Source organism: Salmonella bongori NCTC 12419 (assembly GCF_000252995.1).
Lineage (GTDB): Bacteria > Pseudomonadota > Gammaproteobacteria > Enterobacterales > Enterobacteriaceae > Salmonella > Salmonella bongori.
In genome coordinates, this window is sequence record NC_015761.1 from 3,992,401 (window position 1) to 4,008,941 (window position 16,541).

At 51.8% G+C, this 16,541-nt stretch carries 10 protein-coding genes, 6 tRNA genes, 3 rRNA genes and 1 riboswitch; of the genes, 16 read left to right on the forward strand and 3 right to left on the reverse strand.

Annotation, left to right across the window (positions count from 1 at the left end; genetic code table 11):
* Positions 1–147: 147 nt before the first annotated feature.
* A complete protein-coding gene (gene fabR, locus SBG_RS18870; protein WP_000971961.1) occupies positions 148–783 on the forward strand; it encodes an HTH-type transcriptional repressor FabR in 636 nt (211 codons plus the stop codon).
* A 15-nt stretch (positions 784–798) separates the two neighbouring features.
* Entirely contained in the window at positions 799–1,158 is a 360-nt protein-coding gene (locus tag SBG_RS18875; protein WP_000813840.1) for a YijD family membrane protein, read from the forward strand.
* Between the two features lie 93 nt (positions 1,159–1,251).
* Here the strand turns inward: SBG_RS18875 and trmA are convergent, their stop codons facing one another.
* On the reverse strand, positions 1,252–2,352 hold the full coding sequence (trmA, locus tag SBG_RS18880; protein WP_000186963.1) for a tRNA (uridine(54)-C5)-methyltransferase TrmA: 1,101 nt from the start codon (positions 2,350–2,352) through the stop codon (positions 1,252–1,254).
* 114 nt (positions 2,353–2,466) lie between these two features.
* Positions 2,467–2,662: riboswitch (cobalamin riboswitch) on the forward strand.
* Positions 2,663–2,727: 65 nt separating this feature from the next.
* Here trmA and btuB point away from each other — a divergent pair.
* The 9 genes from btuB (at position 2,728) to birA (ending at position 13,409) form a co-directional block, all read left to right on the forward strand.
* On the forward strand, positions 2,728–4,572 hold the full coding sequence (gene btuB / locus SBG_RS18885) for a TonB-dependent vitamin B12 receptor BtuB (RefSeq protein WP_000594828.1): 1,845 nt from the start codon (positions 2,728–2,730) through the stop codon (positions 4,570–4,572).
* A complete protein-coding gene (murI, locus tag SBG_RS18890) occupies positions 4,517–5,368 on the forward strand; it encodes a glutamate racemase (protein ID WP_000201796.1) in 852 nt (283 codons plus the stop codon). Before btuB ends, murI begins: the two co-directional genes overlap by 56 nt.
* A gap of 376 nt (positions 5,369–5,744) precedes the next feature.
* Positions 5,745–7,286, forward strand: a 16S ribosomal RNA gene (locus tag SBG_RS18895).
* Between the two features lie 69 nt (positions 7,287–7,355).
* Positions 7,356–7,432, forward strand: a tRNA-Ile gene (locus SBG_RS18900).
* 110 nt (positions 7,433–7,542) lie between these two features.
* Positions 7,543–7,618: transfer RNA gene (locus SBG_RS18905), tRNA-Ala, on the forward strand.
* Positions 7,619–7,923: 305 nt separating this feature from the next.
* Positions 7,924–10,928, forward strand: a 23S ribosomal RNA gene (locus tag SBG_RS18910).
* 195 nt (positions 10,929–11,123) lie between these two features.
* Positions 11,124–11,239: ribosomal RNA gene (gene rrf, locus SBG_RS18915) — 5S ribosomal RNA — on the forward strand.
* The 16S, 23S and 5S rRNA genes sit together here with 2 tRNA genes alongside, the layout of an rRNA operon.
* Before the next feature lie 182 nt (positions 11,240–11,421).
* The gene (murB, locus tag SBG_RS18920; RefSeq protein ID WP_001011710.1) at positions 11,422–12,450 is read left to right on the forward strand and encodes a UDP-N-acetylmuramate dehydrogenase; all 1,029 of its coding nucleotides are present in this window, start codon (positions 11,422–11,424) and stop codon (positions 12,448–12,450) included.
* Positions 12,447–13,409 (forward strand): bifunctional biotin--[acetyl-CoA-carboxylase] ligase/biotin operon repressor BirA, encoded by a 963-nt coding sequence (gene birA, locus SBG_RS18925; RefSeq protein WP_000654645.1) that lies wholly within the window; start codon positions 12,447–12,449, stop codon positions 13,407–13,409. The genes murB and birA overlap by 4 nt, the downstream gene beginning before the upstream one ends.
* A gap of 33 nt (positions 13,410–13,442) precedes the next feature.
* Here birA and coaA read toward each other — a convergent pair whose 3' ends face one another.
* Positions 13,443–14,393, reverse strand: coding sequence for a type I pantothenate kinase (gene coaA, locus SBG_RS18930; RefSeq protein ID WP_000023066.1), 951 nt, complete (start codon positions 14,391–14,393; stop codon positions 13,443–13,445).
* A 207-nt stretch (positions 14,394–14,600) separates the two neighbouring features.
* Complete coding sequence (locus SBG_RS18935; protein WP_038393466.1) at positions 14,601–14,774, reverse strand: hypothetical protein; 174 nt, start codon at positions 14,772–14,774, stop codon at positions 14,601–14,603.
* A gap of 19 nt (positions 14,775–14,793) precedes the next feature.
* Here SBG_RS18935 and SBG_RS18940 point away from each other — a divergent pair.
* From SBG_RS18940 to tuf, 5 genes are all read left to right on the forward strand, one after another.
* Positions 14,794–14,869, forward strand: a tRNA-Thr gene (locus SBG_RS18940).
* 8 nt (positions 14,870–14,877) lie between these two features.
* A tRNA-Tyr gene (locus SBG_RS18945) sits at positions 14,878–14,962 on the forward strand.
* Between the two features lie 116 nt (positions 14,963–15,078).
* Positions 15,079–15,153, forward strand: a tRNA-Gly gene (locus SBG_RS18950).
* 6 nt (positions 15,154–15,159) lie between these two features.
* Positions 15,160–15,235: transfer RNA gene (locus tag SBG_RS18955), tRNA-Thr, on the forward strand.
* Between the two features lie 115 nt (positions 15,236–15,350).
* Positions 15,351–16,535: an elongation factor Tu gene (gene tuf / locus SBG_RS18960; protein ID WP_000031748.1), complete on the forward strand. Its 1,185-nt coding sequence runs from the start codon at positions 15,351–15,353 to the stop codon at positions 16,533–16,535.
* The last annotated feature ends 6 nt before the right edge of the window (positions 16,536–16,541 follow it).

The window sequence follows — 16,541 nt, forward strand, 5'->3', positions numbered from 1 at the left end:
CCCAGCTTTAACCCAATTATCGTTGTGCTTTTTTGCGAAGCCAGCGCACAAACTGTCTGTAAACAATCATTCACAATCCAGTGTGAACCCGTTACTTTTATTCTCTGGTATAGTGCCGGATAAGGCATATGGAAGGATTCAGACATTGTGATGGGTGTTAGAGCGCAACAAAAAGAAAAAACCCGGCGTTCGCTGGTGGAAGCCGCGTTCAGTCAACTGAGCGCTGAGCGAAGTTTCGCCAGCCTGAGTTTGCGTGAAGTGGCGCGTGAAGCAGGCATTGCGCCAACGTCGTTTTACCGTCATTTTCGCGATGTCGATGAACTCGGTCTGACGATGGTGGATGAAAGCGGTCTGATGCTGCGTCAGTTGATGCGTCAGGCGCGACAACGTATTGCAAAAGGCGGCAGCGTCATTCGCACGTCGGTCTCCACCTTTATGGAGTTCATTGGTAACAATCCCAACGCCTTCCGTCTGTTGCTGCGTGAGCGCTCTGGTACTTCAGCAGCGTTTCGTGCCGCCGTCGCACGGGAAATTCAGCACTTTATTGCGGAACTTGCCGACTATCTGGAACTCGAAAACCATATGCCGCGCGCGTTTACTGAAGCCCAGGCTGAAGCGATGGTCACCATTGTCTTTAGCGCGGGCGCAGAAGCATTGGATGTTGGCGCTGAACAGCGTCGGCAATTAGAAGAGCGGCTGGTATTGCAACTGCGCATGATTGCGAAAGGGGCGTATTACTGGTATCGCCGTGAGCAAGAGAAAATCGCACATCATTCCGAATAACGTGAAGGACGAGCAATGAAACAGTCAGGTCAAGATAAAGGTACGCTGTTGCTGGCGCTCATCGCTGGCTTATCGATTAATGGCACATTTGCGGCGCTGTTCAGCACTATTGTGCCGTTTTCCGTATTTCCAATTATCTCGCTGGTGCTGACAGTATATTGTCTGCATCAGCGCTACCAAAATCGTACTATGCCGGTAGGTTTGCCGGGGTTGGCCGCCGCCTGTTTTATTCTTGGCGTTTTACTGTATAGCACCGTCGTGCGTGCAGAATACCCGGACATCGGTTCCAACTTCTTCCCGGCGGTGTTGTCGGTGATTCTGGTCTTCTGGATTGGCTTTAAGATGCGTAATCGGAAACAGGAAAGCGTGGAATAATGGTTACAGGCCGGATAAGCGTAGCGCTATTCGGCGATAATGTTGTGGCGTGACTGCCGGATGGCGGCGTAACCGCCGTATCCGGCCTGCATTTTACTTTGCGGTTAACAACACACCGCACTCCATATGATGTGTATACGGAAACTGATCGAACAGCGCCAGGCGAGATACCGTGTGCGTCTGGCTTAACGTTTCCAGGTTTTTGCACAACGTTTCCGGATTGCAGGAAATGTACAGGATACGGGGATAGGCCTGTACCATTTTTTCTGTTTCGCTGTCCAGGCCGCTGCGCGGCGGATCGACAAAAATGGTTTCGCACTGATAGCTTTTCAGATCGATCCCCTGCAGACGGTTAAACTCACGCACACCGTTCATCGCCTGAGTAAACTCTTCCGCCGCCATGCGAATGATCTGCACATTATCAATATGATTAGCAGCAATATTGTACTGTGCAGCCGCGACGGACGGTTTGGCGATTTCGGTTGCCAGTACGCGGTCGAAATTACGCGCCAGCGCTAAAGAAAAATTGCCGTTGCCACAATAAAGCTCCAGCAGATCGCCTGTCGACCCTTTTGTGACATCCAGCGCCCACTCCAGCATCTGAATGTTCATTGCGGCATTGGGCTGGGTAAAGCTATTTTCCACCTGGCGGTAGATCATCTCTCTGCCTGCCACTGGCAGACGCTCGTCGATGTAGTCCTGATCCAGTTCGATTTTTGTTTTGGTGGCCCGGCCAATCAAATGTACGTTCAGCCCTTGCGCGCGCAAAGCGTCGCGCAACGCTGAAGCGGCTTCACGCCACGTTTCGTCCAGCTTTTTATGGTACAGCAATGATACCACCGCCTGGTTGCTGAGGGTGGTAAGGTAATCGATCTGGAACAGCTTATGCCGCAGTACGTGATTATCGCGCACGCCGACAATCATCGCCTTCATTAAAGTATTAATCAGTTGGCTGGCCGCCGGGAAGCTGTCAACACGAATCCGGTTTTTAGTCTGCTGATCAAACATAATGTGGTACAGATCATCGCCATCATGCCACAGGCGAAACTCTGCGCGCATACGATAATGACTGACCGGCGAGCGAAAGACTTCCGGAACCAGGCCAGAAAACGGCGCCATCATACTCTGCAGGCGCGCCACTTTTTCAGCCAGCTGCGCGTCATACTGTTCTGTCGGAAGATGTTCGGGGGTCATATCGCATCCTGAATAATAAAAGTACGCGGGGATTGTAGGGATTGCCCGGTGGATGTCCAGCTATTGATGATTTCAGATTTATGACGCGTGGTCTGGACAGGGGGTTGTTACAGACGGTAGCATCCGAGGGCCGGTTTTATGAGTTACCAGGGAATCCAGTGTAAATCTGGAGCTGACGCGCAGCGGTAAGGAAAGGCGAGATGAGTGCGTAAGCAGACACTGCCGACAGGTGGGAAGTCATCATCTTTTGTTGTTCGACGCAAGAGCAACCCTTCTAAGCCCGAAGACCTGCCGGCTGACGTCGCATCTGGTTTTCATCATCGCGTACTATCGATGAAGCCTGCGGCATCCTTCTTATATTGTGGATGCTTTACAATGATTAAAAACGTTACGCTGCTGACGGCGTTCTCCGTCACGGCTTTTTCCGCTTGGGCGCAGGATACCAGCCCGGATACCCTTGTTGTTACCGCTAACCGTTTTCAGCAGCCGCGTAGTGCGGTTCTGGCTCCCGTAACCATCGTGACGCGCCAGGACATTGAGCGCTGGCAATCAACCTCCGTGAATGACGTTCTGCGCCGTCTGCCCGGCGTCGATATTGCACAGAGCGGCGGCGTTGGACAAAACTCCTCCATTTTTATTCGCGGCACTAACTCCAGCCATGTACTGGTATTGATTGACGGCGTGCGTCTGAATCTAGCGGGCGTAAGCGGGTCCGCTGATCTCAGTCAGTTCCCGGTGTCGCTGGTACAGCGTATTGAATATATCCGCGGTCCACGCTCCGCTATTTATGGTTCCGATGCTATTGGCGGTGTTGTGAATATTATTACGACACGCGATAACCCAGGCACAGCATTAACCGCAGGATGGGGAAGTAATGGCTACCAGAATTACGACATCTCGACGCAACAACAGCTTGGTGAAAACACGCGGGCAACGTTAATCGGAGATTACGAATACACCAAAGGGTTTGACGTCGTAGCGAAAGGCAGCACCGGAATGCAGGCCCAGCCCGATCGGGATGGCTTTTTGAGTAAAACGCTTTACGGCGCGTTAGAGCATAGCTTTTCTGATAGCTGGAGCGGATTTGTGCGGGGGTATGGTTACGACAATCGTACCAACTATGACGCCTATTACTCGCCAGGCTCGCCGTTGATTGATACACGTAAGCTTTATAGCCAAAGCTGGGACGCTGGGTTGCGTTTTAATGGCGAACGCATTCAGTCTCAGCTGGTTTCAAGCTATAGCCACAGTAAAGATTACAACTATGATCCGCATTATGGCCGGTATGATACTTCCGCCACGCTGGATGAGATGAAGCAGTACAATGTTCAGTGGACCAACAGCGTCGTCGTTGGACATGGTAATGTCGGGACGGGCGTGGACTGGCAGAAACAGACTACCACGCCAGGAACTGGCTATGTGCCGGAAGGGTATGACCAACGCAATACCGGCGTTTACCTGACTGGGTTACAGCAGTTGGGCGATTTTACCCTGGAAGCGGCGGCGCGCAGCGATGACAACTCCCAGTTTGGTCGTCATGGTACCTGGCAATCCAGTGCGGGGTGGGAGTTCATCGAAGGCTACCGCTTTATTGCCTCCTATGGAACCTCTTACAAAGCGCCCAATCTGGGTCAACTTTACGGCTATTATGGTAATCCCAACCTGAATCCTGAAAAAAGCAAACAGTGGGAAGGCGCATTTGAAGGGCTCACCGCTGGCGTTAGTTGGCGTATTTCAGGTTACCGTAACGATATTAATGACATGATCGATTATGACGATCATCTGCAAAAATATTACAACGAAGGTAAGGCACGCATTAAAGGCATTGAGGCGACGGCGAATTTCGATACCGGGCCATTAACGCATACGGTGAGTTATGATTACGTTGATGCGCGTAATGCGATTACCGATACGCCATTACCTCGCCGTTCTAAACAGATGGTGAAATATCAACTCGACTGGGAAGTTTACGATTTTGACTGGGGGGTGACGTATCAATACCTGGGCTCCCGATATGATACGGACTTCTCCGCTTACCCATACCGGACGGTGAAAATGGGTGGCGTCAGTTTGTGGGATCTTACCGTTTCATATCCGCTCACCTCACATCTGACAGTTCGTGGTAAAATAGCTAACCTGTTCGACAAAGATTACGAGACAGTTTATGGCTACCAAACTGCAGGACGAGAATATACCTTGTCTGGCAGCTACACCTTCTGAACCACGTCCCACCGTGCTGGTATTTGATTCCGGCGTCGGTGGATTGTCGGTCTATGATGAGATTCGGCGGCTCCTGCCGGATCTCCACTATATATATGCTTTCGATAACGTGGCATTCCCCTATGGGGAAAAGAGCGAAGAGTTTATCGTTGCGCGTGTTGTTGAGATTGTCACGGCGGTACAGCAGCGCTATCCCCTTTCATTAGCAGTGATTGCCTGTAATACCGCCAGCACGGTTTCTCTTCCGGCATTACGTGAGAAGTTTGCCTTCCCAGTGGTGGGGGTCGTACCTGCGATTAAACCTGCTGCACGGCTCACCGTAAACGGCATTGTAGGGCTACTGGCGACGAGAGCGACGGTCAAACGTCCTTATACTCACGAGCTGATTGCGCGCTTCGCTAATGAATGCCAGATAGCCATGTTGGGCTCGGCTGAGCTGGTGGAACAGGCTGAAGCGAAATTACATGGTCATCCAGTCTCGTTGGATGCTCTGCGCCGTATATTGCGTCCGTGGCTGCGAATGCCGGAGCCGCCTGACACGGTCGTTTTGGGCTGTACGCATTTTCCTCTATTACGGGACGAGCTTTTGCAAGTCCTGCCCGAAGGGACGCGTTTAGTGGATTCCGGCGCGGCGATAGCGCGTCGTACGGCCTGGCTGTTGGAACATGAGGCGCCGGATGCGAAATCAACCGATGCCAATATAGCGTATTGCATGGCAATAACGCCGGAGACTGAACAGTTATTACCCGTTTTAGCGCGTTATGGCTTTAGAATGCTCGAAAAACTGGCGGTTTAAGGGGGTTTTGGGTAAATAGTAGACACTCAGAAAATTATTTTAAAATTCCTCTTGTCAGGCGGAAATAACTCCCTATAATGCGCCACCACTGACACGGAACAACGGCACACAGGCCGCCGGGTCAGCGGGGTTCAGACCAGAACCTCACGGAGAAAAGCGAAAACAAACGCTTGACTCTGAAGCGGGAAAGCGTAATATGCACACCCCGCGCCGCTGAGAAAAGCGCAGCGGCACTGCTCTTTAACAATTTATCAGACAATCTGTGTGGGCACTCGAAGATACGGATTCTTAACGTCCTCGGACGAAAAATGAATACCAAGTCTCTGAGTGAACACGTAATTCATTACGAAGTTTAATTCACGAGCATCAAACTTTTAAATTGAAGAGTTTGATCATGGCTCAGATTGAACGCTGGCGGCAGGCCTAACACATGCAAGTCGAACGGTAACAGGAAGCAGCTTGCTGCTTTGCTGACGAGTGGCGGACGGGTGAGTAATGTCTGGGAAACTGCCTGGTGGAGGGGGATAACTACTGGAAACGGTGGCTAATACCGCATAACGTCGCAAGACCAAAGAGGGGGACCTTCGGGCCTCTTGCCATCAGATGTGCCCAGATGGGATTAGCTTGTTGGTGGGGTAACGGCCCACCAAGGCGACGATCCCTAGCTGGTCTGAGAGGATGACCAGCCACACTGGAACTGAGACACGGTCCAGACTCCTACGGGAGGCAGCAGTGGGGAATATTGCACAATGGGCGCAAGCCTGATGCAGCCATGCCGCGTGTATGAAGAAGGCCTTCGGGTTGTAAAGTACTTTCAGCGGGGAGGAAGGCGACAAGGTTAATAACCTTGTTGATTGACGTTACCCGCAGAAGAAGCACCGGCTAACTCCGTGCCAGCAGCCGCGGTAATACGGAGGGTGCAAGCGTTAATCGGAATTACTGGGCGTAAAGCGCACGCAGGCGGTCTGTCAAGTCGGATGTGAAATCCCCGGGCTCAACCTGGGAACTGCATCCGAAACTGGCAGGCTTGAGTCTCGTAGAGGGGGGTAGAATTCCAGGTGTAGCGGTGAAATGCGTAGAGATCTGGAGGAATACCGGTGGCGAAGGCGGCCCCCTGGACGAAGACTGACGCTCAGGTGCGAAAGCGTGGGGAGCAAACAGGATTAGATACCCTGGTAGTCCACGCCGTAAACGATGTCGACTTGGAGGTTGTGCCCTTGAGGCGTGGCTTCCGGAGCTAACGCGTTAAGTCGACCGCCTGGGGAGTACGGCCGCAAGGTTAAAACTCAAATGAATTGACGGGGGCCCGCACAAGCGGTGGAGCATGTGGTTTAATTCGATGCAACGCGAAGAACCTTACCTGGTCTTGACATCCACAGAACCTTGTAGAGATACGAGGGTGCCTTCGGGAACTGTGAGACAGGTGCTGCATGGCTGTCGTCAGCTCGTGTTGTGAAATGTTGGGTTAAGTCCCGCAACGAGCGCAACCCTTATCCTTTGTTGCCAGCGATTAGGTCGGGAACTCAAAGGAGACTGCCAGTGATAAACTGGAGGAAGGTGGGGATGACGTCAAGTCATCATGGCCCTTACGACCAGGGCTACACACGTGCTACAATGGCGCATACAAAGAGAAGCGACCTCGCGAGAGCAAGCGGACCTCATAAAGTGCGTCGTAGTCCGGATTGGAGTCTGCAACTCGACTCCATGAAGTCGGAATCGCTAGTAATCGTGGATCAGAATGCCACGGTGAATACGTTCCCGGGCCTTGTACACACCGCCCGTCACACCATGGGAGTGGGTTGCAAAAGAAGTAGGTAGCTTAACCTTCGGGAGGGCGCTTACCACTTTGTGATTCATGACTGGGGTGAAGTCGTAACAAGGTAACCGTAGGGGAACCTGCGGTTGGATCACCTCCTTACCTGAAAGAAACGGTCTTTGCAGTGCTCACACAGATTGTCTGATGAAAAACGAGCAGTAAAACCTCTACAGGCTTGTAGCTCAGGTGGTTAGAGCGCACCCCTGATAAGGGTGAGGTCGGTGGTTCAAGTCCACTCAGGCCTACCAGATTCGCTCCCGTGCTTTGTTGTGGCAAAGCTCGCATACTTCAGTATGCTTCGCTTCACCACGCCGCGCCCGGAAACGAATCAACGGTAAAGAGGTTCTGACTACACGATGGGGCTATAGCTCAGCTGGGAGAGCGCCTGCTTTGCACGCAGGAGGTCTGCGGTTCGATCCCGCATAGCTCCACCATCTTGTGAGTGTTTACGAAAGAATACTTCAGAGTGTACCTGAAAGGGTTCACTGCGAAGTTTTGCTCTTTAAAAATCTGGATCAAGCTGAAAATTGAAACACAGAACAATTTCGATTGTTCGTGAGTCTCTCAATTATCGCAATCAGAAGAAACCTGTAAAAGGCGATGTGAGCGAAGTGAAGACAAGGCGTACCGCACGCAGCGAGCGCAGTGGACTTAATGTCCATGAGCATCGCGAGTACGGAACAACGCAGTATTCACGACGCGCAACAAGCCGGACAGAAAAGACATCTTCGGGTTGTGAGGTTAAGCGACCAAGCGTACACGGTGGATGCCCTGGCAGTCAGAGGCGATGAAGGACGTGCTAATCTGCGAAAAGCGCCGGCGAGGTGATATGAACCCTTGACCCGGCGATGTCCGAATGGGGAAACCCAGTGTGACTCGTCACACTATCATTAACTGAATCCATAGGTTAATGAGGCGAACCGGGGGAACTGAAACATCTAAGTACCCCGAGGAAAAGAAATCAACCGAGATTCCCCCAGTAGCGGCGAGCGAACGGGGAGGAGCCCAGAGCCTGAATCAGCAGGTGTGTTAGTGGAAGTGTCTGGAAAGGCACGCGATACAGGGTGAGAGCCCCGTACACGAAAATGCACCTGCTGTGAGCTCGATGAGTAGGGCGGGACACGTGGTATCCTGTCTGAATATGGGGGGACCATCCTCCAAGGCTAAATACTCCTGACTGACCGATAGTGAACCAGTACCGTGAGGGAAAGGCGAAAAGAACCCCGGCGAGGGGAGTGAAAAAGAACCTGAAACCGTGTACGTACAAGCAGTGGGAGCCCCACCACTAAGCCAGTGGTGAGTTCCATGACGCATCCTTTGCTGAGGAGAGGGTTAACGGAGCGTAAGCGACGTTCAACCGCAAAAGAAGCAGAGGGGGCTTAGTGGTGGGGTGACTGCGTACCTTTTGTATAATGGGTCAGCGACTTATATTCTGTAGCAAGGTTAACCGAATAGGGGAGCCGGAGGGAAACCGAGTCTTAATTGGGCGTTAAGTTGCAGGGTATAGACCCGAAACCCGGTGATCTAGCCATGGGCAGGTTGAAGGTTGGGTAACACTAACTGGAGGACCGAACCGACTAATGTTGAAAAATTAGCGGATGACCTGTGGCTGGGGGTGAAAGGCCAATCAAACCGGGAGATAGCTGGTTCTCCCCGAAAGCTATTTAGGTAGCGCCTCGTGAACTCATCTCCGGGGGTAGAGCACTGTTTCGGCTAGGGGGCCATCCCGGCTTACCAACCCGATGCAAACTGCGAATACCGGAGAATGTTATCACGGGAGACACACGGCGGGTGCTAACGTCCGTCGTGAAGAGGGAAACAACCCAGACCGCCAGCTAAGGTCCCAAAGTCATGGTTAAGTGGGAAACGATGTGGGAAGGCCCAGACAGCCAGGATGTTGGCTTAGAAGCAGCCATCATTTAAAGAAAGCGTAATAGCTCACTGGTCGAGTCGGCCTGCGCGGAAGATGTAACGGGGCTAAACCATGCACCGAAGCTGCGGCAGCGGCACGCAAGTGTTGTTGGGTAGGGGAGCGTTCTGTAAGCCGTTGAAGGTGTGCTGTGAGGCATGCTGGAGGTATCAGAAGTGCGAATGCTGACATAAGTAACGATAAAGCGGGTGAAAAGCCCGCTCGCCGGAAGACCAAGGGTTCCTGTCCAACGTTAATCGGGGCAGGGTGAGTCGACCCCTAAGGCGAGGCCGAAAGGCGTAGTCGATGGGAAACGGGTTAATATTCCCGTACTTGGTGTTACTGCGAAGGGGGGACGGAGAAGGCTATGTTGGCCGGGCGACGGTTGTCCCGGTTTAAGCGTGTAGGCTGGTTTTCCAGGCAAATCCGGAAAATCAAGGCTGAGGCGTGACGACGAAGCACCACGGTGCTGAAGCAACAAATGCCCTGCTTCCAGGAAAAGCCTCTAAGCGTCAGGTAACATCAAATCGTACCCCAAACCGACACAGGTGGTCAGGTAGAGAATACCAAGGCGCTTGAGAGAACTCGGGTGAAGGAACTAGGCAAAATGGTGCCGTAACTTCGGGAGAAGGCACGCTGACACGTAGGTGAAGCGGTTTACCCGTGGAGCTGAAGTCAGTCGAAGATACCAGCTGGCTGCAACTGTTTATTAAAAACACAGCACTGTGCAAACACGAAAGTGGACGTATACGGTGTGACGCCTGCCCGGTGCCGGAAGGTTAATTGATGGGGTCAGCGGTAACGCGAAGCTCCTGATCGAAGCCCCGGTAAACGGCGGCCGTAACTATAACGGTCCTAAGGTAGCGAAATTCCTTGTCGGGTAAGTTCCGACCTGCACGAATGGCGTAATGATGGCCAGGCTGTCTCCACCCGAGACTCAGTGAAATTGAACTCGCTGTGAAGATGCAGTGTACCCGCGGCAAGACGGAAAGACCCCGTGAACCTTTACTATAGCTTGACACTGAACACTGGTCCTTGATGTGCAGGATAGGTGGGAGGCTTTGAAGCGTGGACGCCAGTCTGCGTGGAGCCGTCCTTGAAATACCACCCTTTAATGGCTGGTGTTCTAACGTGGGCCCCTGACCGGGGTTGCGGACAGTGTCTGGTGGGTAGTTTGACTGGGGCGGTCTCCTCCCAAAGAGTAACGGAGGAGCACGAAGGTTGGCTAATCCTGGTCGGACATCAGGAGGTTAGTGCAATGGCATAAGCCAGCTTGACTGCGAGCGTGACGGCGCGAGCAGGTGCGAAAGCAGGTCATAGTGATCCGGTGGTTCTGAATGGAAGGGCCATCGCTCAACGGATAAAAGGTACTCCGGGGATAACAGGCTGATACCGCCCAAGAGTTCATATCGACGGCGGTGTTTGGCACCTCGATGTCGGCTCATCACATCCTGGGGCTGAAGTAGGTCCCAAGGGTATGGCTGTTCGCCATTTAAAGTGGTACGCGAGCTGGGTTTAGAACGTCGTGAGACAGTTCGGTCCCTATCTGCCGTGGGCGCTGGAAGATTGAGGGGGGCTGCTCCTAGTACGAGAGGACCGGAGTGGACGCATCACTGGTGTTCGGGTTGTCATGCCAATGGCACTGCCCGGTAGCTAAATGCGGAAGAGATAAGTGCTGAAAGCATCTAAGCACGAAACTTGCCCCGAGATGAATCTTCCCTGAGACTTTAAGTCTCCTGAAGGAACGTTGAAGACGACGACGTTGATAGGCCGGGTGTGTAAGCGCAGCGATGCGTTGAGCTAACCGGTACTAATGAACCGTGAGGCTTAACCTTACAACGCCGAAGATGTTTTGGCGGATTGAGATAATTTTCAGCTCAGATTCCGGATTGTAGTACGCAATAATTTGCGCAGCAGCAAGGCGGCAAGCGAAGGAAAGGAAGGAGCATACTGAAGTATGTGACTGACTTTACGAGTGCAGCCAACGCCGCTGATGCGATAAAGTATTGCGTACCGAGCACAAGAATTTGCCTGGCGGCACTAGCGCGGTGGTCCCACCTGACCCCATGCCGAACTCAGAAGTGAAACGCCGTAGCGCCGATGGTAGTGTGGGGTCTCCCCATGCGAGAGTAGGGAACTGCCAGGCATCAGACAAGAAGAAGCCCATCCTGACGGATGGGCTTTTTTGCGTCTGTGGCCTGACAGGACAGCGCCGCAGGCCGGATAAGGCGAGGCCGCCACCCGGCCTGCTGTTCCGTCTACATAACCGCAAGCCTTCCCTACATAGATGCGGTAAACTAAGCCTGATTTTGCATCAGGAAAGCATCTATGAATTTCTCCCTAAAACCCTGGAATACCTTCGGTATCGATCAACGTGCTAACGAGATTGTATGCGCCGAAAACCAACAACAACTTTTGCATGCCTGGCAATCGGCCGCTGCATTACATCACCCGGTATTAATTCTGGGTGAAGGGAGCAATGTTCTCTTCCTGGAGCCTTTTCAGGGGACGGTGATCGTTAACCGTATAAAAGGAATTGAAATTACAGAATCGCCTGAAGCATGGCATTTGCATGTTGGTGCCGGTGAGAACTGGCATCATCTGGTACAGCAAACTCTTGAACAAGGAATGCCTGGTCTGGAAAATCTGGCGCTAATTCCAGGCTGCGTGGGCTCTTCCCCTATTCAGAATATCGGCGCGTATGGTGTAGAGCTCAAACGTGTCTGTGACTATGTCGACGGCGTAGAATTGATGACGGGGAAACCTTTGCGCCTTACCGCAACGGAGTGCCGTTTCGGGTACCGTGACAGTATTTTCAAACATGAATATCAGGATCGGGTAGCTATTGTCGCCGTAGGATTACGCTTACCCAAACAATGGCAACCGGTACTGACCTATGGAGATCTTACACGCTTTGATCCCGCTACCGTCACGCCGCAGCAGATCTATGACGCCGTCTGTCATATGCGCACGACAAAACTGCCCGATCCGAAAGTGAACGGCAACGCCGGCAGTTTTTTTAAAAATCCCGTCGTCGCGACGGAGGTTGCACAAGCATTGCTGGCACAATTCCCGAATGCGCCTCACTATCCCCAGCCCGATGGTTCGGTAAAACTGGCTGCAGGCTGGCTGATTGATCAGTGCCAGCTGAAAGGTACTCAGATCGGCGGAGCGGCCGTGCATCGACATCAGGCGCTGGTCTTGATCAATGCCAGTGAGGCGAAAAGTGAGGATGTTATCAGGCTGGCACACCATGTACGACAGAAAGTCGGCAAGAAATTCAACGTCTGGCTGGAGCCGGAAGTCAGGTTTATTGGGCGGATGGGCGAGGTAAATGCCGTGGAGGTCATTGCATGAAAGATAATACCGTTCCTCTGACGTTGATCTCACTCCTTGCTGACGGAGAGTTTCACTCAGGCGAGCAGTTAGGTGAACAGCTGGGAATGAGCCGTGCGGCAATTAATAAACATATCCAGACACTACGTGACTGGGGCGTAGATGTGTTTACCGTTCCCGGAAAGGGGTATAGCTTACCGGAGCCCATCCAGTTGCTGGATGCCGAACGTATACACAGCCAGTTGGAGGGCGGTAAGGTTGTGGTATTACCTGTTATCGATTCAACGAATCAGTATTTACTTGATCGAATTGGCTCTCTGCACTCCGGCGATGCCTGTGTGGCAGAATACCAGCAGGCAGGGCGTGGTCGTCGTGGGCGTAAATGGTTCTCACCGTTTGGTGCGAACCTGTATCTCTCTATGTACTGGCGTCTGGAGCAGGGACCTGCAGCCGCGATAGGCTTAAGTCTGGTGATTGGGATCGTGATGGCAGAAGTGCTCCGTGAACTGGGCGCTGATAAGGTCCGCGTGAAGTGGCCTAACGATCTCTACCTGCAGGATCGCAAATTGGCCGGGATTCTGGTCGAGTTAACCGGTAAAACGGGTGATGCTGCACAGATAGTGATTGGTGCCGGAATTAACATGGCGATGCGTCGTGTCGAAGAGGGTGTAGTAAACCAGGGATGGATCAACCTACAGGAGGCCGGAATTATGCTCGATCGTAATACGCTGGCCGCGAAGCTGATTCATGAGCTACGAACCGCGCTTGAACTTTTTGAACAGGAAGGGCTTTCTCCATATCTCTCACGCTGGGAAAAGCTGGATAATTTTATTCATCGTCCGGTAAAACTGATTATCGGCGACAAAGAAATATTCGGTATTTCTCGTGGTATTGATGCTCAGGGGGCCTTACTACTTGAACAGGATGGCGTAATTAAACCCTGGATGGGTGGGGAAATATCGTTGCGAAGCGCTGAATAATAAAAAGGGGAGTGGTTGCTCCCCTTTCTTCTGTTATTTTCTTAACCTAACCTGTTCAACCGCATGGTTTGCGCTCTTAGTCATAATCAGGCTAGCGCGCTCTCTTGTGGGTAAAATATTTTGCTTTAGATTCAGCCAGTTAATTTCTTTCCAAAGCGAAGCAGCAGTATTAATTGCCTCTTCTTTAGACAGTTTTGCATAATTGTGAAAATAAGAATCAGGATCGGTAAACGCCCCTTCACGGAATTTCAGGAAGCGATTGATATACCATGTCTGAAGAAGTTCTTCCGGCGCGTCAACGTAAATAGAGAAATCGACAAAATCAGAGACAAATACATGGTGTGGATCATGAGGATAATCCATGCCGCTTTGTAAAACATTTAAACCTTCAAGAATTAATATATCAGGTTGGGCGACGGTTTTATCCCCATCGGGAATAACGTCGTAGATCAAATGTGAATAGACAGGCGCTGTCACGTTCGGTACGCCTGACTTGAGGTCAGAAACAAACTTCACCAGTCGGTGCATATCATACGATTCGGGAAAGCCCTTTTTCTTCATTAACCCACGGTCTTTTAACACCTGATTTGGGTGAAGAAAGCCGTCTGTAGTAATCAATTCAACGCGGCGGTGTTCCGGCCAGCGGCTAAGCAATGCTTGCAGAACGCGTGCAGTCGTGCTTTTACCAACCGCAACGCTGCCCGCGATGCTGATGATATAAGGAATTCGTTGGCCGTTGGTGCCTAAAAATTGTTCCAGAACGGCCTGGCGGCGCAGGTTTGAACTGATGTAAAAATTTAGCAAACGGGAAAGCGGTAAATATATTTCTGCAACTTCTTCCAGCGATAAATCTTCATTAATGCCTTTTAACTGCGCGATCTCATCTTCAGCCAGGGTCATTGGCACAGAATCACGAAGCGCAGCCCACTGACTGCGATCAAACTGTAGGTAAGGCGTCATTAACGATTGCTCTTTTATACTCATAAGCATATTTCTGGCTGCTATTGCTACATCAGTTCAGCGATGAACGGGGCCATCCCTGACATGCAACAGCACGTCACATTAAAGTTAATTTGGACAATGGGCAGGAGGGTAACACCAGATGGGGAGGAATAATAAGAAAAAATCTCGCTGCGAAAGCTATCCCTGAGAAGCAATGTGACGAATATACCAGATACAGAAGATCGCTTTTTATCGACGTAGTGTTAAAACGCTACGCCGTATCCGGACTGGGCAGCCAGCAAAGTGCCGAAAATTTATGCTCTCTTGTTTGAAATTAGCACATTTTTGTCTCTTATAGCGCAAAATGTGAGCGATAGAACATTTTATGCAATTTTTTAGTTGCATGAGCACGCAGGTCTCCATAGAATGCGCGCTACTTGATGCCGACTTAGCTCAGTAGGTAGAGCAACTGACTTGTAATCAGTAGGTCACCAGTTCGATTCCGGTAGTCGGCACCATCAAGTCCGGTGGGGTTCCCGAGCGGCCAAAGGGAGCAGACTGTAAATCTGCCGTCACAGACTTCGAAGGTTCGAATCCTTCCCCCACCACCATTTTCGGCCGCGCGATAGCGCAGCCCGAGACGATAAGTTCGCTTACCGGCTCGAATAAAGAGAGTTTCTCTCGATATTCAGTGCAGAATGAAAATCAGGTAGCCGAGTTCCAGGATGCGGGCATCGTATAATGGCTATTACCTCAGCCTTCCAAGCTGATGATGCGGGTTCGATTCCCGCTGCCCGCTCCAAGATGTGCTGATATAGCTCAGTTGGTAGAGCGCACCCTTGGTAAGGGTGAGGTCGGCAGTTCGAATCTGCCTATCAGCACCACTTCTTTTCTCCTTCCTGTTTTTCTCTTCTGTTTATTAGCATTCAACAAGTCGGGCGTGTTGCCTGGTTGATGTGGTGATATCACCGATTTATCCGTGTCTTAGAGGGACAATCGATGTCTAAAGAAAAGTTTGAACGTACAAAACCGCACGTTAACGTCGGTACTATCGGCCACGTTGACCATGGTAAAACAACGCTGACCGCTGCCATCACTACCGTACTGGCTAAAACCTACGGCGGTGCTGCCCGCGCATTCGACCAGATCGATAACGCGCCGGAAGAAAAAGCGCGTGGTATCACCATCAACACTTCTCACGTTGAATATGACACCCCGACTCGCCACTACGCACACGTAGACTGCCCGGGGCACGCCGACTATGTTAAAAACATGATCACCGGTGCTGCGCAGATGGACGGCGCGATCCTGGTTGTTGCTGCGACTGACGGCCCGATGCCGCAGACCCGTGAGCACATCCTGCTGGGTCGTCAGGTAGGCGTTCCGTACATCATCGTGTTCCTGAACAAATGCGACATGGTTGATGACGAAGAGCTGCTGGAACTGGTAGAAATGGAAGTTCGTGAACTTCTGTCTCAGTACGACTTCCCGGGCGACGACACGCCGATCGTTCGTGGTTCTGCTCTGAAAGCGCTGGAAGGCGACGCAGAGTGGGAAGCGAAAATCATCGAACTGGCTGGCTTCCTGGATTCTTACATTCCGGAACCAGAGCGTGCGATTGACAAGCCGTTCCTGCTGCCGATCGAAGATGTATTCTCCATCTCCGGTCGTGGTACCGTTGTTACCGGTCGTGTAGAACGCGGTATCATCAAAGTGGGCGAAGAAGTTGAAATCGTTGGTATCAAAGAGACGCAGAAGTCTACCTGTACTGGCGTTGAAATGTTCCGCAAACTGCTGGACGAAGGCCGTGCTGGTGAGAACGTTGGTGTTCTGCTGCGTGGTATCAAACGTGAAGAAATCGAACGTGGCCAGGTACTGGCTAAGCCGGGCACCATCAAGCCGCACACCAAGTTCGAATCTGAAGTGTACATTCTGTCCAAAGATGAAGGCGGCCGTCACACTCCGTTCTTCAAAGGCTACCGTCCGCAGTTCTACTTCCGTACGACTGACGTGACTGGCACCATCGAACTGCCGGAAGGCGTAGAGATGGTAATGCCGGGCGACAACATCAAAATGGTTGTTACCCTGATCCACCCGATCGCGATGGACGACGGTCTGCGTTTTGCAATCCGTGAAGGCGGCCGTACCGTTGGCGCAGGCGTTGTAGCTAAAGTTCTCGGCTAATTGCTG